The sequence below is a fragment of the Treponema sp. HNW genome, from assembly GCF_050320395.1.
GTDB lineage: Bacteria > Spirochaetota > Spirochaetia > Treponematales > Treponemataceae > Treponema_C.
In genome coordinates this window covers 1,226,687-1,245,529 of sequence record NZ_CP144459.1, presented here as the reverse complement: position 1 = coordinate 1,245,529, position 18,843 = coordinate 1,226,687, and the positions used below count along the sequence as shown (strand labels likewise).

Sequence of the window (18,843 nt, the reverse complement as noted above, 5' to 3'; positions counted from 1 at the left end):
TTTTTTATGTTTTTTATTTAAACAGCCCGTCATTAAGCCAAGACAGATTCCAGCCGTATAAACCGCAGGTAATAAGGGCAAGGGTAATAATAATCATCACCGTATCGTTAAAGGCCGGATGTATGCGTGTAAGCTCTAAGCGCTTACGGACAGCGCCCAATACGGGAAACAGTATATAAAAAGAGAGGGTACAAACGGCTCCGATTATTAAAGCATGTACAAGAGACATACCCTCATTTACCGCCAAAATAACCGATAAAAAGACAATATCGAATTCCGCCGTTTCAATTTTGCAAACAAGATAGACAAGCTGTTTAAACAAAAGCGAAAACACGAGGGTAAAAGGCAGGGCAAAAAAAGGATATAAAACCGTAAGGGAATAGGGAGCAAGCATCTTAAGCGCTAAAAAACGGGTTATAAAAATCGTTGCAAGAACCGTACACAGGGATTTTAGAGCCGCCGCTAAAATATAACGGGGATTTTTTTCGGTACCGAGTAATTTTTTTAAACCTATGCCGTATACGAGGGGAACGGCACAGAGAATACCGTACATAAAAACCGATTGTAAAATCACAGTTCCTCCTTGATTTCATAGCGGCGGTACACCACGGATAAAAGCACCAGTAAAAAAGCAAGTAAGATAAGAGCTCCGGGAATAGTCGCCCAAAAAAAGACGGGAAAAAAACCGAAGCTTTTTAAAATACCGAATATCCGTAAACCGGAGCGCGCGGGAAACGAAAGAGTTCCGAAGGCAAGCAGTTCTCTGAGTGCAAAAAAAAGCAAGCCGAGCATGCTCAATATACCGCAGCTTTTTAACCCCTGCCTTAATACCTGTTTAAAAGGCTGTCCTTCATCCGGAAAAACGAGCTTATTCATAAATAAGGACACGGGAATGATATAGATAATAAAACCGAGGGTAAAGGCCGTAAGAGGCGACCAAAAGCCGATAAGCGCGTATAAAAATAAGGTAAGGGCTAAAACGCCTAGCATAAATAAAAAGTTTTTATATTTTTCAATGCCGAGACGCTCAATAAAAGCTTTGAGCACAATGACGGCAAATACGATTAAAGATGCGCAGAGTACAAGAACGATTCCGTAACCGAAACGCGGCGGAACCGGTACAAAAAGACTTAAGCATGAGGCCGTGAAAAAAAATAAGGCTTTTTTTGTCATTGTTCGGTATTCTCCGTAAGGGTACGTAAATGGGTAATCCAATATGCAATCTGCATATCGGTTAAACGGCCGTCTTCAAAAAAGCTGCCGGCAAATTCAATATTTTTTTGTTTGTCGCATATAAAGAGGGCCGGAACGGGACCGCATATACCCGTAATGCGTACCAAACAAACAAGTCCCGCAGGTTTTCCCGATGCATCCGCTAATTTAAATATAAGCACACCGGATTGTATAGGCGATTTGATAACAAACGCCTCTCCGACTTTATAGCCGCTTTTTCCGTTTTTATCCAAAAAGGTATTGATTTCTTCGGCAATTTTTTTTGCTTTATATTTTTCAGCCGGTAAATACAGCAATATGAGCAAAAAAGCAATAAAAAGGCAGCCCATAATACAGATGCCTGTTTTATATACTTCTTTTTTATTCATGTTTAACCCCTTTTATGCCTGCCTGAACGAGAATGCCGTGTAATTGAAAATCATAGATACGATCCTCGATATACTGAACTGCAGGAGACAAAATATTCAAAAACAAAAGGCAAAAAAACACGGCGGCCGAAGAAGTACCCGCCCCGCACATTCCGAACATACACAGCCCCCCGACTGCCCCGTATATACATTTTCCTACAGCGGTCATGGGCAGGGTTCCGAAACGGTTTAACGGGAAAAAAGCGGCAAAGAGGGTACCGCCGGTACAAAAAGCGAGCAAAACATCGCCGCCGCCGATAAGGGAACCGTAGGGATAGAGGCTGAGCATACGCACGGCAATTCCGTACACGATTAAAAAAGCGTAGGTAACAAGGGAATCGGCAGCCTTATACGAAATCAAAATCAAAGAAGCCGCCAGTGTAAGCAAATTAAATCTGAATGCGGGAATGGCGGACTGCGAATCCCACAGCAGGGTTATATAACCTTCGGGAACCGATATGCCCCATGAATAAAAAATACCGCCGTTTAAAAAACCGCCGATGCGCTTATCGAAATCGGCAACCTGCACTATACCTTCGGAAAACAGGCGGGAGCCGGCATTGCTTTGGGTAAAACAGTCATGCGGCAATAAGGAAGGCGGAAACATTGCAGGATTGATAAAATACAATACGATAAGAATAACGACAACCGCATTTGCCCAGCCTTGTGCATACGAACCGAATATAAGGTTTTGCAGTAGAAGTACGGTAAAAACCGCTATAAACAGGGTGTGCGGCGGATATCCTGCGGGTATCAGCATTCCCGCAATGACTCCCTCAAACATTATCGTCCACGACAAAAAGGCGCGGGATTTTTTAATCACCGCATAACAAACCTGAGCACCTTGGGCGGCAATGATACTGCATAAAAGCAATACAAGGGAATTATAGCTTTTTGTAATAAAAAGCATAATAATCTGCGGCAAAAGAACCGCTATACTCATTTTCATAATACCGTTCAAAGACGGATTTGAACTGCAAAAGGGATTTAACGTAATATGTTTATAATTGTGCCGCATCTTGTTTTTCCTTATACTTTGAAACGGTTTGATACAGAGGAAGCCGTGCAGGACATGCGGCATTACATAAGGCGCAGTCATCGCATAAATGCGCCGAAAGCAGTATATCGGCGCCAAGCGGGGTTTTATTTACAAAATGACTGTATATTCGGTCGCTTTGAATACCCAGAGGACAGGCTTTTCTGCAAAAACCGCAGTGTATACAATCGGATATACGTTGATCGGGAATACTGTCCGCCGAAAGAAGGGTGACGGTTTTTACGTATTTTGTAACGGGAATATCCAAATCGGAAACCGCCGTACCCTTTATAAGGCCGTTTATAATGATTTTTGCCGGCTCTTTTTCGCATCCGCCGCATTCTTCCAAAAGACGCCTGATCGGGGTACCGATTTTAACTTTAAACATCTTCGATTCGTGTAAGGCAGGTCCGTTTACTTCAACTACGGTATCGGTAAAGGGAACGGATAAACAAAGGCAGCGGTAAACGGCGTATGCGGTTGCACTGTCTATAAATAAAGCTTTATTTTTTCCCTTTTCGAAGTTTCGAAAAGCCTTTTCCGAACCCGGCTTTGTATGCTGTACGGTGTTTTTTTGCAAAATCTTTTCCAATACGCGCTGAGAGCCTGAAGGATAAAACCGGGTATCGATTTTTATAAAGCGGCATGAGATTGTATCGCACAGGGCTTCTAACGTCTTTTCGTCGGGAAGCCGGAAGTCTTCACCGCCGTAAAAAAACACAAGGGATTCGGTATGCATTGCACGGGCGCACAGGCATGCCCCTTCAATCACTTCTTTTGTAAAAAAAGAGCTGATAAAACCGTCGCGCGAGCATCCCGGATCAAAATCGAACAAGCGGACTGCAAGTACATAGTTATCGGAGCCGGCTTTGTCCAATTGCTCGGCCAAAGAATTGTTATCCAAATCAAAGGTATTGATTATTCCGTGCTGACGAATCAGAGGAATCAATTTATGGGAGCCCTGTTTTTTACGATAGTCGGTATACACCTGCTCTTTGCCTTCAAACGCAAAACCGCCGCGGAATTGCAATACGGCGCATTCGGCACGGCTTCCGTCCGGCATGGTACGTTCGGCTATTTCACTGACAATACCCGGAATAGGCGCATGTACGGGGACGGCATTTTTATAACCGGATGCAATTATCTGACCTTCGGAAACCTCATCTCCTTCCCGTATTATAAATCTTGAATCGCTTTTACCCTGGCGCACCGACACAAAGGCTGTAGACGGTATGTAGGCGCAATGGAGACGGCGGTACTCATAGTGCGGAAAATCAAACTCTTCTTTTTTTTCTCTCATCTGTCGGCGCCTCTGTTACTAAAAAGAAATCGGTATTTGCTTAAACCGATAAGCAAAACCAGTATATATATAAAAGCACATAACGTAAAGATAAGGGCCGCCGTGCCGTTTTGCGCACCGTGAACGCGCACATAGCCGGTACGCATAAAGCCTTTTTGGCGGCTTAACAAAGCTTCAGCCCCCCCGGAACCCAAAAAAGCGTTTCGGTATGCAAGCTCCGTAATACGGCGAATATAAGCTTCATCGAATACGGCAACGTTTACGGATACTTCGTTCAGCCTTCCCCCTTCTCTTTTATAGTCCGAGTACGTAACCCTGTCGCCGATACTCGGATTACCGCCTTTCAAACTGTCAAGCTTGCGGAAGGGATAGGTTTCGGTAAACCAAAAAGCTCCGATAAAATCGATTAAATCGGGAAGGCGGTTTTCAATGTCGACGGCATTGACTGCATTATATGAAAAAAGTGAAAAATCTTTTTTTACCGTTTTTTTTATCGGAGCGGGAAAATAGGCATCGGAAATACCGCCGGACAATCCGCCGGATACCCCCGCAGTGCGCCCCGTTTTTCCTCCGCTTGCGCCGTAAAAGCCGCTTATAAAAAAGGACACCGTAAACAGGGCTATACAAAGGGCGGGAATAAGAGCAAAGCGAACGCGCAAAATATCGCGTGTATCGATAAGGGCGGCGGGAATAATAAAAACCGGATTAAATACGGCTTTAGCACACCGAAAACCTTCAAGTTTGAACAAAACATACACCGAAGCCGCCGATGCACAGACCGCGGCGCAAAATAAAAGAAGGGGGCGCACACCCGAAACGGCCGCAGAAAGGCTTAATAAAAAAGCCGAGGACACAACAAGCGGATGCATAAGGGCCTTTTTAAAAAAGTTTTTCCTGCGCCATGACTTTTGGATAATAAATAAGGCAAAACCGAAGGGACATACAAAGGATGCGCTGTGATAAAAAGGCACGGAAAAGGTATAAAGCACAAAGGGGAAAAAAACTGCCGAGAAAAACCCCTTGTTTTTTGCAAATAGGGTAAAACAGATAAAAAGCAAAAACACGGCGGCGGGTACCGTATAAGGCCTCTTTCCCCGCGCATCCGTTCCCCATTTAAAATCGGCATTTTTCAGTGCAGAAACGGCAGTACCTGCGGCTTCCTGCGGTACATAGTATAAACGGTAATTCCCGTTTTTATCGGAAAAAAAGAGATTTTGTAAATCTTCATATGAAAATTTTGCAAAGCCGTTCATATACTGCACGGGAGTAAGGGCCGGAAGAGGCGGAAACCGAGTGTGACGCAGGGATAAAACGCCTGCGACTCCCTCCCGGGAAAATAAATCGAGCACGGTATCTTCGCTTACCCCGCGTTCCGTGTAAAAAACCGTATAATTTTGCCATATTTTAAATGAGGGTGCGGTACGACAAAAAATCAGTATAAAACAAAAAAAAGCGCTGCACAGTGCAGCTCCGATAATAAAAGTTTTTTCTTTCATGAAGCTAAAATATCGTTACAATACTGAAAAAGCGGTTCCGGTAAAGAGTCCTAAAAGACAACCGACAAAGACTTCAAGGGGAGCATGACCGTGCACTTCTTTAACGGCTTGAAAGTTTATCATGCCTTTTTGATGGAGTTTTTTTCCCAGCTCGTTCAAACTGCGAGCTTGAAGACCGCTTGCACGGCGTACCCCGACGGCATCGCGTATAACCACGAGCGTAAAACAGCAGGCAAGAATAAAAATATCGGAATCCACGCCCGAACGGAAGCCGATGGACGTCGTCAAAGCGCATACCAATGCCGAATGGCTCGAAGGCATTCCTCCGGTCCGCCACAAAAGCAAGGCAATAAGTTCTTTTAAATCCTTTACCCGGCCCGTTAAAAGTTTTATAACCGTTTTTATAAACTGTGCGGACAACCAACTGAACAAAGCCGATAAGGAAACGGGGTTTAAAAGAAAAGAATATAAGTATTCCCGCATTGTCACAAACATATTACTTTATTGTACCCGTATACCGATTTTTGTCTAGTAGGCAAAGTTTTTATAAGCCGTTATACTCGTATTTAATGGATTTTACGCAATTTATCGTACAAAAAGATGATGAAGGACGACGTTTAGACCGCCTTGTGCGCAAATTCTTAACTGAAGAACCGCTTTCGCGTATTCATAAAAGCATAAGAAGCGGTATAATCCGTATAAACGGCGGAAAAAAAGACGCTTCGTTTCGCGTATCAGAAGGAGAACGTCTCGATATAGCGTCCTTTTTATTGCAAAAAAAAGACGCAAACGCGGAAAAAAGCTCATCCGTTACGGACAATTCCGCATTTTTTACCGACGTATTCGTAAACGAAGATATCCGCATTATAAATAAGGCATACGGCATTCCCGTCCAAGGCGGCTCAAAAGGCGGTATTTCCGTTGATGAACTTATCAGGCGCGAGTATTTTGACGCATGCAAAACCGGCGGAAAAACTTCTTTGTCGTTCCGCCCGGGCCCCCTTCACCGCATAGACAGGAGAACCAGCGGCCTGGTTTGTTTTTCGCAAAGTTTGCGCGGTGCCCGCCTTTTTTCCGAAGCCCTTGCACACAGGCGCATAAAAAAAGAATATCTTGCCCTTTTACAAGGGGAATTGACGGAAACGCTTGAAGCCGAACATTTTATCGAACGCGGCAAAGAAACCAAAACGGCTCGGGCCCAAACTGCGGAACAAAGCAAGTCCCGGTCATTCAAAACCGTCCGGGTTTTTACGGCCCCGAGTAAGGCGGCACCCCTTGATGCCGACAGTCCGCCCCTAAAAGCTAAAAAAGCCGTCAGCCGCATTGAACCGCTTGCAGCCGGCTTTATACCCGAGGCGGGACTTGACTGCACCCTCGTACGGGTTATTATAGAAACCGGACGTACTCATCAAATAAGGGCACAGACGGCCTTTTGCGGTTTTCCCCTTTTGGGAGATACGGCATACGGAGCAAAAGCATTCCGCTATCCGGACACCGCGGGCAGCCGGGAACTTTTTTTACACGCTTTTTCGCTCGGCTTCGATAAAGACAATGTTCTGAAGCTCCCGCAAAAAATATCCGCTCCCCTTCCCGCATTTTTTAAGGGATTTATAAAAAGGTACTTGCCCGAAGCCGACGTTTCAACGTATACTGTCGGTAATGAAACTTATTGATGATATCTTTTCGCTCTTTAAAGGAATCACGGTCTTTGCCCTTGTCGGAGAAAGCGGTACGGGAAAAAGCTTCCGCGCAAAACTTTTAGCGCAAAAATACGATATCAATGCAATTATAGACGACGGCCTACTCATCCGGGACGACCAAATTTTGGCGGGCCATTCGGCAAAGCGCGAAAAAACCTTTTTGGCGGCCGTGCGTACCGCCGTCTTCGATGAAAAAGAACACCGCGACGAAATAGCCCGCGCAATGAAAAAAGAAAATATAAAGCGCCTGCTTATACTGGGAACCTCGGAAAAAATGGTACAAAAAATTGCCATGCGGCTGCAAGTTCCCCCTCCGTCGCGGATTATTAAAATAGAAGATATAGCCACACAGGAAGAAATAGAGCTTGCCATACGATCGCGGCGCATTGAAGGCAAGCACGTTATTCCCGTTCCCGCATTGGCAATAAAGCGCAGTTATCCCCAAATCTTTTACGATTCAATCAGAATAAAGCTTGCCCGAAAAGAAAAAATTACCGGTACAAATACGAAGGTATACGAAAAATCGGTAGTACGCCCCGAATTTTCAAAAAAAGGCAGGGTAAGCATTTCCGAAGCCGCCCTCACCCAAATGGTTATGCACTGCGTAAGCGAATACGACAATCAAATCAAAATAAAAAAACTTGCAATTAAAACCAATGCCCACGGTTATAAGCTGGTGATTACAACCGACGTTCCCTTCGGAACCGAATTGGTCGGAAAGATTCACAACCTGCAAAAATACGTGATAGACAATATCGAGCGCTACACGGGTATCTTAATAGAAAGCGTAAACATTATTGTAGATAAAATATCGCGGTAAAAGCAGGATAGTCCCGAAAACCTCTGCAGTGAGAGATTTTAACCGCAAGGAATGCAAAGAAATTTATAAAGAATAAAATTCGAGCCCCTAAAATCTTGCGCTCTTAGCGTGCCCTGCCTGACCGATGTAACCGCAAGGGGGCGCAGAGTACGCAAAGGGAAGAAAAGCGGTTTTTAGATAACTCCGATTTTCTGTTTTTCTTTTGCGGCCTTCGGCTTATTAACCTTTTTTTGACTGCGAACCGGAACGCCGAGTTTTTTAAGACAAAAGCGGACGGCATATTCCAATTCGGTGCGCTGAGGATTCATCGGAAGCACAAAGCTTCGGCATTCGCGCCAGGTGAACTTATACAATTCGACGGCGCTTATTCCCTCGTGAGCGCCTTTGGGAGCGTTCAAAGCCCTTATTTCGGCATCCCAATCGGTTAAATTATCGATAAAATCCCGTATGATGTATACTATTTTAGCCCCCAAGCGCTCGTCATGGCTGTGCTTATTAAATTCGCCGAGTTCTTTGAGGCTTCTAAAGTAAGATTCCGCAAAATCCTTTTTTTCGGCTATGAGTACCGAAGCGGCAGGCTGTAAATACATATATACACCGCTTTGCGATGCAAGAGATGCTATTTCACAGGCATGATCCGAATTGAGAATTTTAACGAGTTCTTCGGTAAGCCGTGAAGGAGATACGGAAGTTAAAAGACGGGCCGATGAAGCGATTTTACGCTTTAAAAAAAACGACATTTTAAAGCCCGTGCATGCGGCGTACTTTACGGCCCTGAGCATGCGCACGGGGTCGTCGGTAAAAATCCTTTTAAGCGGAATAACCGGTACGATTTTGTGCGCGCGTATGTCTTTTACCCCGCCTACATAGTCGATGATATGATTTTTTGCAGGATCGTAATACAGGGCGTTTAAGGTAAAATCGCGGCGGTGTACGTCTTCTTCCATCGTCCCGAAGCTGTTACCGATTGTAATACCGTCGGTAAAGGAGCGGAAGGTGGTTACTTCGAATATTTTACGGCCGAAAAAAATGTGCACAATACGAAAGCGTTTTCCGATAATACAGGAATTACGGAACATTTTTTTTATTCGTGCGGGAGTCGCATTTGTAACCAAATCGAAATCTTTCGGCTCTTTTTTTAAAAGCAGGTCGCGCACGGCACCGCCTACAATATAGGCTTCAAATCCGTACGATTTAAGCCGGCGCAGTACCCACAGCGCATCGGGGTCTATATCGGCTTTGTTTATACAATGTTCCGTTTCGGTGTAAATCAGGGCGGTTTTTACCGGATGCCCGTTTTTATTGGACGTATAGCGAAATAACACCGTTCAATAATAGAACAAATACGCATTCGAGGTCAAGTACATTTTAAGCGGCAAGAACGCCTACCGCGCCGAAATCCATGCGAGTACATCGGCATACACATCGGCATAGTTCAATTCATTCAGCATTTCGTGCCTGCCTTCCTCGTAATAGGTTTCGGTTACATCGCTCATGCCGTTTTTGCGGTATGCGTTCGCCAAGGAGCGGATTGTTCCGGTATAAGAGCCTACCGGGTCGGCGGTTCCGGCGAATAAGAGTACGGGTAAATCTCTCCTGATCTTCCTTATATTTTTTGCCCGGTGAGTACGGCTTAAACCGTCCGTTAAATCGTAAAAAAAGCCCGCGGTACATAAAAAGCCGCAAAGGGGGTCGGCCTCGTATTTTTTTACCTCGTCTTTATCGCGGGAAAGCCAGGCAAAGGGGCTATTCTTTTCGGGAATTCTGTCCAAATAGGAAGAAAAGCTCAGCTTGTCCAAAAATTTCGAGCGGTATCTTCCGCCTTTAAAGGCTTTGACAAGAAAGGCAAGCCGATTTCCGATTACAGTAAGCGGCAAACGCGGACCTGCGGTTCCCGATAAAATACAGCCCGCAATTTCCGCGGAAAATTGTTCCATATAGGATTGTGCGACAAAGGAACCGAACGAATGACCGAAGAGGATTATTTTTGCTCCGGAAAAATCGCCGCGGCATTTTTGGATGATGCGCCGTAAATCAAGGACAACCCTTTGAAAACCGTCTTTTTCAGCTAAAAAACCCAGCTCTTCTTTAGAAGCGGCGCTTTGTCCGTGTCCGCGGTGATCGTGGGCATATACGGCTATACCGTGTGCGCATAAAAAGCGGGCAAAACGCTCATAACGCAGGGCATACTCGGCCATACCGTGGCTTACGGCAAGTACATATTGAATCTTTTTTTCTTCGGGTATCCAGGTATGCAGAGCAATCCGTGCCCCGTCTTCCATAACGATATAATCGCTTTTTGTATCGATTTTCATTTGAGCCTCCGCCTCATATCTTTTGACTTATCGGCAATATTTCGGTATACTGTATCCGTGATTCATATTATAGCACAAAAGGCGGTTTTTGGGGGAGACTGCATCGGGAAAATAAACGGAAAAACCGTTTTTATAGGCTCTGCAGCGGGAGTCCTGCCGGGAGAAGAGCTTGAAGTCGAAATCGTTTTATCGAAAAAAGATTACGATAAGGCTGCGGTAAAAAAAATCGTCAAAACATCTCCCCACCGCACACAACCCTTTTGTCCCCACTACGGCCTTTGCGGAGGCTGCAATTTTCAATATGCATCATATGCTTATCAGCTTGAATTGAAAAAAAATATAGCTCAAGACTTGCTTGTGCGCTCCTTAGGAAATGAGGGTGCAATGCCGCAGATACAAATCGTAAGCGGCCCCGATACGGAATACCGAAGCCGTTTTCAGTTTCACTCAGGCGGACTAAAACAGCGAAAATCCGACGATATAGTGCGTTTGAAAGACTGCCCCTGTGCGGTAAAGCCCCTGCGCACCCTTTTACAAAGCGGAGCGCTTGCGGCAAAAAAAGTCCTCAACACAGAACGGATGACGGTCTTCGCCGATGAGCGCCTTATAGGCGGTACAAAGGAAGCAGCCTCTTCCAAAATCGTATGCGCATCGGATGCTTCTCCCGTATGCACAATCTCATTAAACGGAAAATGCCTCAGTTTCGATGTACGCGGCTTTTTTCAGTCAAATATGCACATGCTTGAAAAAACGCTTCCCCTTATTACAAAGGATTTACGCGGAAAACGCCTGCTCGATATGTACGGGGGAACGGGGGTTTTATCTCTTTTTGCCGCCGAAAACTTTGAATCGGTAACTATTGTAGAATCGGATAAACGCTCGCTTTCCTTTGCCGAAACGAATTATCGGAATAACGGCATTCACTGCAAGCTCAATACCTATACGATGAGGGGAAGCGAATGGGCGCAAAAACATTTAAAACAGGGGCGGCAAAAATCAGCGTCTTTTGAAAACAGGCTTGAAACCGAACACTTCGATGCCCTGATTATCGATCCTCCGCGGACGGGAATCGAAAAAGAGGTTATCGATTATATAGCCGCTTCAAAACCTCCGATTATCCGCTCTCTTTCATGCGACCCTGCAACCCATGCGCGCGATTTAAAGCGCCTTGTTCAAGCCGGTTATACAATAACGGACTTCCGTATGCTCGATTTTTATCCGCATACATCTCATATGGAAAGCCTCGCCTGTCTTATATACAGCGGAAACCGGTGAAGGTATCGGAAATGAAAAAAAGCCGTATTCTTTTTTTGCTGCTTTTACCGCTTATCCCTTTGGGCGCCGCCGAAAAAAATGAAGCACCCCCTTCCGGCAACTTTGCACAAAATACGATTACCGAACCCCTATGGCAGTCGGTGCTGGGAGGCAATGCCCTGGCCGCTCCGAAGCGGACAAGTTACGGTTTTGCGGCAATCAACGAAGGAAAAATCCTAAGCGCATGTACGGGAAACGGTACGGTTATTTGGCGGCGGCGTTTGGCGGAAGAAGCTTCCGCCCTCTATACGGTGAGCCGAAAAAACTTTATCTACCTTGTTTCTTCCGACGGTACAAGGCTGTCTTTGTATAATCCCGACGGAACCTTATTATGGAGCCGCATCCTGCCCGAAAAGGCGGTAAGCCCTCCCCTTTGCGGCCGTGACGGACGCGTATTTACCGCCGGAAGCGGTTCGGTCAGCTGTTACGGAAGCGGCGGAACAAAGCGCTGGACGCTCCTTTTACCGGAAAAAAGCGATTTTCCTTTAACCGAGATGAATGACGGAAGTCTCCTATATATTCCGCGTGAAAAAAAAGGAAGTGCAAGTACGGGAAAACGCATATCGCCCTACGGAGAACTATTGGAAGACATTGTCTTTACCGCAGAACTTTCGGCCCTTTTTTCCTGCGAAAACGGCGTTCTTACAGGCTTTAAAACGGGAACGGCGGGCTGCGTTGCCGTTGTTAAATCGCGGACCTCCACCCTCTATTCAATTCCCCCCGTTTCAAGCAACAGGGCCGGTGAATTGATTATTAACGGAACCGAAAACTTTTGCATTCTCTATGCCGATTCCGTACTCTGTGCCTATCAAACACAAAGCGGGCGGCTTTTATGGAAAACGCGGAATCCGGAATTAAAGGCGGGAGAAGAATTCGATGCTTTTTTTGACGGGCACGCCTATCACTTTGTCCGCACAAAGGCCGAATACACATATGCGGTTTCTTATGCGGCAGCAAACGGAGATATTATCCGTGAAACGAAAATTAAAACGGCAGCGAATGCGCATTTTCCTCTGATTACCCCTTCTTTACACCTCATTCTCTGCGGCGATAAGTGGATTGTATCCGGATACGATTTAAAAGCAAAACAAACGGAGGCAAAACTGCAAGAGCCTGCAAAACTGCAGGAGTCTGCGGAAGAACGAAGGGGCGGAAACTACGATTTTAAACCTGAAAAAATAAAGCTATACGGATATAAAGCTTTTACCGCACATAAGACCGACTTATCCTTGCCTCCTCCATCCGGTGCATCCGGCCGCTATGAAAGAACGGCGGACATTGCGTCACATTTAAAACAGGGTGATTTCGGTGCGAAAGAATACGGCTATAAAAAACGCATAAAAAGCGATTTAAACGCCTATCAGGACGAATACGCGGTTTTACAAAAACGCCTTTCCGTAAACGCGGCCGAAAAAATCAATACCCTTTACCTTATAGAACGCTTTGAAACCGCCGACTTTAATTATGCCGTTTCCCTCTTTTTAAAAAATGAAGACGAACCGGTATTACTGGCGGCAGCTTTACACTGTGCGGGAAAACTCGGCTATGACCCGGACGGAAGCATGCTTGAAGCGATTGAACAGGTATACAACGTAAAAAAGACATCGCTCAGTGATAGCGTTCTTATCGAGCTTGCAGAAGCAGTCTACTCATTATGCCGCTACATGGGGCGCCCCGCCTTTATAAAACGCGGTAAAGCGATATTATCGGATATGCTTTCGCTTCGCACACGGGACGGTATGCTGCAAGTACGGGTACGCGAAATTATGCTTCGTTTTATAGAGCTTGAACATTAGCACATACAAGCCCTAAGTATTGCACCCCGTATTCCAGTTGACAATCTCGCAGGCACAAAATTCGCTTCTGTCGGTGTGTAAAACCGCATCGGCTTTTTCGACACCTGTTTTTTCAAAATCGATTTTTACCTTCGCCTTTACCTGCTCTTTTATTTTAAAATCCATAGCGCGGTTCATCGGCGCAATAAGGGGATTGCCCTTATCCGCTTCAAGAGCAATTTTTAAACAATAACTGCCGTTTGTAAATTCAATACGCGCAGAGGTTTTATCGGCGGATACATCGACTTTCGCCCTGCTTCCGGCATAAGAAGCAAAACGGTATTCTTTACCGTCACGGTAATAGACGGCAATATGACCGAGAAATTTAAAAAACGGAGTTGAAATATCCGCAACGGACATAAAAAGAGACGAGTTTTGCGATGTGAAGTTATTGCACTGAGCCCAAATATAAAATTGCGGAAAGCTGCTTCCCCTGTCGCCTTCAATATAACCTTTTCCGTTAAATTCAATGCGCTCATTTTTTAAAAGAACGGTACCGGTTACGGAATGATTTAGGCTCACAATATCATGATAGCAGGGCATTTTCAAATATTCAAAAAATCCCATGATGGAAGGGGCTAAAACCGTATTTTTTAACGGCGTAAAATCGGTAAGCTTCAGATTACATTCCATATCTTCAAATGCAAGCTGTATATGTTCTTTTGAAATAAACCCGTGAGGAAGTTTGATACCAAAAGGTTCGGTGATTTTAAAATCGTCTATATCATATTTTAAAAATCCGCTTGCCGTATGTGTTTTGTAGTAAATAATGTACTGTAAAAATGCCGTTTTTTCCTTAAAAATAGAGATTCCGGGAATAAGTATCACAATCAAATCGTTTTGTTCATCGACACATTTAAAATACCAGCCTTCAAAATAGTTGTTATGATTTTTACTTCCCCGAAATGCAATATCTCTCATAGCTGTTCCTTTATAAATTATAAATTTTGTGTTATGTATTTATTATAGCATTTTACTACGAAAACGGATATACTGTTTATACTATCCGAAAGCAAGGAGAACAAAATGGCCCATTTATTCAGTAAATACGCGATTAAAAATCTGGAACTTAAAAACCGGCTTGTGATGGCGCCGATGTGTATGTTTTGCGCACCGGAAACGGGGAAGGTTACCGATTTTCACATTATGCACTATGCAGCAAGGGCCCTCGGAGGAACGGCTCTTATTACCGTGGAAGCGACGGCGGTCAGTCCCGAAGGAAGAATCTCGGAAAACGATTTGGGGATTTGGAGCGACGATTTTATTCCGGGATTACAAAAAATAGCGGATGCAATTCACGATTACGGAAGTAAAGCCGCCGTACAGCTCGGTCATGCAGGAAGAAAAAGCCGTGTCAAAGGAATAGAACTTGAAGCGCCTTCGGCGATAGCCTTTGATGAAAAATCGGCGGTTCCCAAAGAGATGACAAACGAGGATATACAAGATACGGTGGAAGAGTTTAAGGAGGCTGCCGCAAGAGCCGGCAAAGCGGGTTTTGATATGATTCAACTTCACGCCGCCCACGGCTATCTTTTAAGCGAGTTTTTATCGCCGCTTACGAATAAAAGAAGCGACGAGTACGGCGGAAATCCCGAAAACCGGGTACGAATTTTAGGCGACGTACTCGACGCGGTAAAATCCGTGTGGAAGGATAAACCGATTGAAGTACGGGTATCCGCCGATGACTATGCAAAAGGCGGCAATACGGCCGAGGATATTGCGCTTATGCTCAATATCGTAAAACATAAGGGAATAGACTCGGTGAACGTCAGTACCGGCGGCACGGTAAATGTAATACCTAAGGCCTTTCCCGGTTATCAAATACCCTGCGCAAAGATAATTAAGGAACGGACGGGACTTCCCGTCGCGGCGGGCGGTCTCATCGTGAGTGCAAAAGAGGCAAACGATGTGATTGCAGCCGACGGCATCGAACAAGTGTATGTAGGAAGAGAACTTTTAAGAAATCCCTACTTTGCATTGAATGCGGCCAAAGAGCTTAAAGCGGATATAGAGGTGCCCACGCAGTACATGAGGGCTTTTATATAAAACTTTTACATAAAAAAGGCTGTCTTAATTTCGTTTAAGACAGCCCGAGTTTTACATCCCCTTATACAGGTACATAATCCGTCAGCTTGTAAATCAGCCCTTGACGGCTCCCGCAGTTAAACCTTTGATAAAGTTTTTGGACATGGTAAGATACAAAAGCAAAACGGGAACGGCCGAAAGAGTAAGAACCGCCAAAATGCGCGACCAGTCGGTCATGTATTGGCCGAATAAGCGCGTTACGCCGAGCAAAAGAGTTTTATGTTCGTCATTATTGATAAAAATCAAGGGGAACCATAAATCGTTCCAAAAAGGAATGAGGTTGTAAATGGCAACGGTTGCAAGGGCGGGACGTAAAAGCGGCAAAATAACAATCGTAAAAACCCGGCTTCTTCGCGCACCGTCGATTACGGCGGCTTCCGTCAATTCGGCGGGAATTTGCCGTATAAATTCGGTTAAAACAAAGACCGCTATCGGTAAACCCATCGCCGTATACACGGGAAAAAGGCTCCACACGGTATTTAAAAGGCCGAGGCTTTTTACAAGCTGCAAAAGGCGGATACTGCCGATTTTTATCGGAAGCATCATTCCCGCAATAAAAAACACGTACAAAAAATGTGAAAGTTTATGCTTCCAATTTACAATCGCATAGGATGCAAGGGAGCCGAACAGCAGTACCAGAAAAATGGAACCGAGGGTTACAAAGAGGCTGTTTCTAAAATACAAAAAAAAGTCGCCTTCTTTTATAACCGAAACATAGCTTCCGAAATTCCATTTTTTAGGCAGTCCGAACGGGTCGGTGTAAATATCGAATTTAAATTTAAACGAGTTTATAATCATCGTCCACAAAGGAAAAATAACCAAAAAGGTCCAAAACAAAAGGACTATGTGGGAACCGAGATGCAGTCTTTCGCGTGCCAAAGATGATTTTATTTTCACGGTGTTCTCCTATAAGTCTTTGTCGCCGCGGGTCAAACGTAAAATAACGGCAACTCCGGCCATAAGCATAATAAAGGTAACGGTTGCAATAACCGAGCCCATTCCCGGATTGGGTATTCCCACCGGATGCTGGCCCGCAATTCCGACGCGGTAAAAGAGGGTTCCGATTAAGTCGGTTGCATACTGGGGAGCTCCGTTTACGTTTTCCATTGCAAAAACGACGTCAAATGCATTAAAGTTGTTGACAAAGGTAAGGATGGCAACCATACCGATAACCGGCTTAATAAGCGGAAGCTTTATATACCAAATCTTTTGCCAGCCGCTGCATCCTGCAATATCGGCGGCTTCAAATAAATCGTCGGAGATGGTTTGTAAGCCCGCCAAAATCATCATTGCCGGAATTCCTACCCACTGCCACGAAGAAACCAGCGATATGGCGGTAAGCGCATACTTTTGCTCGCCGAGCCAAGGCTTTACGAATGATTCAAGGCCGATATTTTTTAACAAAAGCGGCAAAGCGCCCCACTGCGGATTTAAAATCAGTTTCCATAAATAACCGGTTACCAAAATAGCGAGGGTTACCGGAATAAAAATAATCGTTTGATAAAAACGCACCCCCTTCATTCCTTTGGAGGTAAGCATCAAAGAAAAAACCAAACCTAAAAAGTTTTGTACAAGTATATGGATTAAAAAAAAGTACCAAGTATTGCCGAAAGCGCCCCAATAACGCCGCGCATTTTCCGCATCGGAAAAGAGGGAGCGGTAATTGCTTAAGCCTGCAAACACGTTTTTACCGGAAGCGTTTGAGGTAAAAAAACTCATACGGATTGAATCGGCCAAGGGAAAGGCCATAAACACGGTATAAACGATTAAGGCGGGAATAATATACGGCAGCCAGGAATATCGGGCGTTTTTTTTCATAATCATTTAAAAATACCCCTGTATTTTAAAATAACTTTTATGATGTTTTTATAAAAGATGAACGGAAAACCCGAACGGATTTCAGGCTCCCCGTTCATCAAAAGCAGCACAATCCCTCGGTCAGGGTTTATACCATTTGGCAACACCGGCAGCCAATTCGTCTGCGGCTTGCTTTGCGGTTTTTTCACCCTTCATGACGGAAATAACGCCTTGATTCATAAGCACGTAACCGCTGGGCTGTTCATCCATAAAACGTTCCCAAACAAAGCGCGCATCCTGCAATTTGCCCTGTGTAAGAGCGAGAATTTCGTTTGCATGTGCATTTTCGATTTTAATTGCGGCATTCAGCATCGGGAAAAATCCGGTGGGCATGAATTTGGCGGAAACGGTAGCACCTTCAACCGTACAAAGCCATGCAAGAAATTCTTTACATTCTTTTTCGTGTTTGGTCGCCTTGTTGTAAGCCATACCGGTGTCGGGATGGAAACAAATAGCGGCTTTTTTACCTGCGGGAGCCGGAAGCGCAAAGGTTCCCCAATTAAAGGGTACGTCTTTAAAAGCGCCCGCATTCCATGAACCGTCTACCCACATAGCGGTTTTACCGGTTGCAAACAAAGCAATCGAATCGTTGTAGGTAAGAGCGGAAAATCCTTCGGGGCAGTATTTTGCAACATCCGCCATAGCCTGGAAGGCGGCAACCATCTTTGCATCGTTTAAAGGAACCTTACCTTTTTCGTAAGCGGCGCGGCCCTCGGCTCCGCCTACAAAGCCGGGCAAAATACCCATCATAAAGCATTCGTTGATGTCCCATTCATCGGCAAGACCGTTTGAAAGCGGGGTAATGCCGGCTTTTTTCAAGGAGTCGCATGCTTTAAGGAAGTCTTCCCATGTTTGAGGAATAGCGACACCGGCTTTTTTGAAAATATCTTTGTTGTAGTAGACGACCTGTACGATAGCGTTAAAAGGAACCGCAAAGGCTTTTCCGTTCGGAGCAGTCCACGGAGCGCGGTTTCCGGCCGTAAAGTTTTCTTTTAAACCGGGAATGTCGGTTACATCGGCAAAATAACCGTCGGTAAACAGTTTTGCGCCGGTTGCATAGGAGCGGGCATACATTAAATCGGGGCCGGTTCCGCTTTCAAGCTGTAAACGCAATGTCGCATTATAGTCGACGTTGATTGTCGGTTTAAACTCAATCGTTACATTGGGTTTTACTTTTTTGTACTCGTTGAGCAGCGCGGTAATTTGCACCACGTCATCGGTTCTCCATGAACCCATGGTCAAAGTTACTTTTTCGCCTCCTGCGGCATCTTTGGATCCTGCGGCAAACACAGGCAACAATGCCGCAACCATAAAGACCGCAAGCACCGCGATTGCAATTTTTTTCATACAATACTCCTTTGTGGAACATAAAAAAATGTAAAAGAATATACACAACCGCAACCCTAAACAGGTTGTAATCGTTTACACTCTTTTATATATTTATT

18 protein-coding genes are annotated in these 18,843 nt (G+C 45.0%); 5 read left to right on the top strand and 13 right to left on the bottom strand.

Annotation, left to right across the window (positions count from 1 at the left end; all coding sequences use genetic code 11):
• Positions 1-13: 13 nt before the first annotated feature.
• Genes V1L52_RS05840 through V1L52_RS05810 form a run of 7 tightly spaced genes read right to left on the bottom strand, consistent with a single transcriptional unit; the run spans position 14 to position 5,955 of the window.
• Entirely contained in the window at positions 14-574 is a 561-nt protein-coding gene (locus tag V1L52_RS05840) for a hypothetical protein (RefSeq protein WP_428771549.1), read from the bottom strand.
• Positions 571-1,173, bottom strand: a complete 603-nt coding sequence (locus V1L52_RS05835) for a hypothetical protein (protein ID WP_428771547.1) — start codon at positions 1,171-1,173, stop codon at positions 571-573. The genes V1L52_RS05840 and V1L52_RS05835 overlap by 4 nt, the downstream gene beginning before the upstream one ends.
• On the bottom strand, positions 1,170-1,601 hold the full coding sequence (locus V1L52_RS05830) for a hypothetical protein (RefSeq protein WP_428771545.1): 432 nt from the start codon (positions 1,599-1,601) through the stop codon (positions 1,170-1,172). Before V1L52_RS05830 ends, V1L52_RS05835 begins: the two co-directional genes overlap by 4 nt.
• The gene (locus tag V1L52_RS05825; RefSeq protein ID WP_428771543.1) at positions 1,594-2,658 is read right to left on the bottom strand and encodes an RnfABCDGE type electron transport complex subunit D; all 1,065 of its coding nucleotides are present in this window, start codon (positions 2,656-2,658) and stop codon (positions 1,594-1,596) included. Before V1L52_RS05825 ends, V1L52_RS05830 begins: the two co-directional genes overlap by 8 nt.
• Complete coding sequence (locus tag V1L52_RS05820; protein ID WP_428771541.1) at positions 2,642-3,976, bottom strand: hypothetical protein; 1,335 nt, start codon at positions 3,974-3,976, stop codon at positions 2,642-2,644. The genes V1L52_RS05825 and V1L52_RS05820 overlap by 17 nt, the downstream gene beginning before the upstream one ends.
• Complete coding sequence (locus V1L52_RS05815) at positions 3,973-5,472, bottom strand: hypothetical protein (RefSeq protein ID WP_428771539.1); 1,500 nt, start codon at positions 5,470-5,472, stop codon at positions 3,973-3,975. The genes V1L52_RS05820 and V1L52_RS05815 overlap by 4 nt, the downstream gene beginning before the upstream one ends.
• Before the next feature lie 15 nt (positions 5,473-5,487).
• Complete coding sequence (locus V1L52_RS05810) at positions 5,488-5,955, bottom strand: divergent PAP2 family protein (RefSeq protein WP_428771537.1); 468 nt, start codon at positions 5,953-5,955, stop codon at positions 5,488-5,490.
• 86 nt (positions 5,956-6,041) lie between these two features.
• On the opposite strand from V1L52_RS05810, the gene V1L52_RS05805 reads away from it, so the two are divergent.
• The gene (locus V1L52_RS05805; RefSeq protein WP_428771535.1) at positions 6,042-7,145 is read left to right on the top strand and encodes an RluA family pseudouridine synthase; all 1,104 of its coding nucleotides are present in this window, start codon (positions 6,042-6,044) and stop codon (positions 7,143-7,145) included.
• Positions 7,132-7,992 (top strand): hypothetical protein, encoded by an 861-nt coding sequence (locus V1L52_RS05800; RefSeq protein ID WP_428771533.1) that lies wholly within the window; start codon positions 7,132-7,134, stop codon positions 7,990-7,992. Before V1L52_RS05805 ends, V1L52_RS05800 begins: the two co-directional genes overlap by 14 nt.
• Before the next feature lie 173 nt (positions 7,993-8,165).
• On the opposite strand, the gene pcnB is transcribed toward V1L52_RS05800, so the two are convergent.
• Together pcnB and V1L52_RS05790 are read right to left on the bottom strand one after the other, a co-directional pair.
• Complete coding sequence (pcnB, locus tag V1L52_RS05795; protein ID WP_428771531.1) at positions 8,166-9,317, bottom strand: polynucleotide adenylyltransferase PcnB; 1,152 nt, start codon at positions 9,315-9,317, stop codon at positions 8,166-8,168.
• Between the two features lie 60 nt (positions 9,318-9,377).
• Positions 9,378-10,307 (bottom strand): alpha/beta hydrolase, encoded by a 930-nt coding sequence (locus V1L52_RS05790; protein WP_428771528.1) that lies wholly within the window; start codon positions 10,305-10,307, stop codon positions 9,378-9,380.
• A gap of 57 nt (positions 10,308-10,364) precedes the next feature.
• On the opposite strand from V1L52_RS05790, the gene V1L52_RS05785 reads away from it, so the two are divergent.
• A complete protein-coding gene (locus tag V1L52_RS05785) occupies positions 10,365-11,582 on the top strand; it encodes a class I SAM-dependent RNA methyltransferase (protein ID WP_428771526.1) in 1,218 nt (405 codons plus the stop codon).
• A complete protein-coding gene (locus V1L52_RS05780; RefSeq protein ID WP_428771525.1) occupies positions 11,579-13,417 on the top strand; it encodes a PQQ-binding-like beta-propeller repeat protein in 1,839 nt (612 codons plus the stop codon). The genes V1L52_RS05785 and V1L52_RS05780 overlap by 4 nt, the downstream gene beginning before the upstream one ends.
• Positions 13,418-13,429: 12 nt before the next feature.
• Here the strand turns inward: V1L52_RS05780 and V1L52_RS05775 are convergent, their stop codons facing one another.
• On the bottom strand, positions 13,430-14,377 hold the full coding sequence (locus V1L52_RS05775) for a tocopherol cyclase family protein (RefSeq protein ID WP_428771523.1): 948 nt from the start codon (positions 14,375-14,377) through the stop codon (positions 13,430-13,432).
• A 105-nt stretch (positions 14,378-14,482) separates the two neighbouring features.
• Between V1L52_RS05775 and namA the strand changes: the two genes are divergently transcribed.
• Positions 14,483-15,502 (top strand): NADPH dehydrogenase NamA, encoded by a 1,020-nt coding sequence (gene namA / locus V1L52_RS05770; RefSeq protein WP_428771521.1) that lies wholly within the window; start codon positions 14,483-14,485, stop codon positions 15,500-15,502.
• Positions 15,503-15,595: 93 nt separating this feature from the next.
• On the opposite strand, the gene V1L52_RS05765 is transcribed toward namA, so the two are convergent.
• From V1L52_RS05765 to V1L52_RS05755, 3 genes are all read right to left on the bottom strand, one after another.
• Entirely contained in the window at positions 15,596-16,432 is an 837-nt protein-coding gene (locus V1L52_RS05765; protein ID WP_428771790.1) for a carbohydrate ABC transporter permease, read from the bottom strand.
• Positions 16,433-16,447: 15 nt separating this feature from the next.
• Positions 16,448-17,365 carry a carbohydrate ABC transporter permease gene (locus tag V1L52_RS05760; RefSeq protein WP_428771519.1) on the bottom strand — a complete coding sequence of 306 codons (918 nt, stop codon included), beginning with the start codon at positions 17,363-17,365 and terminating at the stop codon, positions 16,448-16,450.
• Between the two features lie 114 nt (positions 17,366-17,479).
• Entirely contained in the window at positions 17,480-18,745 is a 1,266-nt protein-coding gene (locus tag V1L52_RS05755) for an ABC transporter substrate-binding protein (RefSeq protein ID WP_428771517.1), read from the bottom strand.
• Positions 18,746-18,843: the final 98 nt, after the last annotated feature.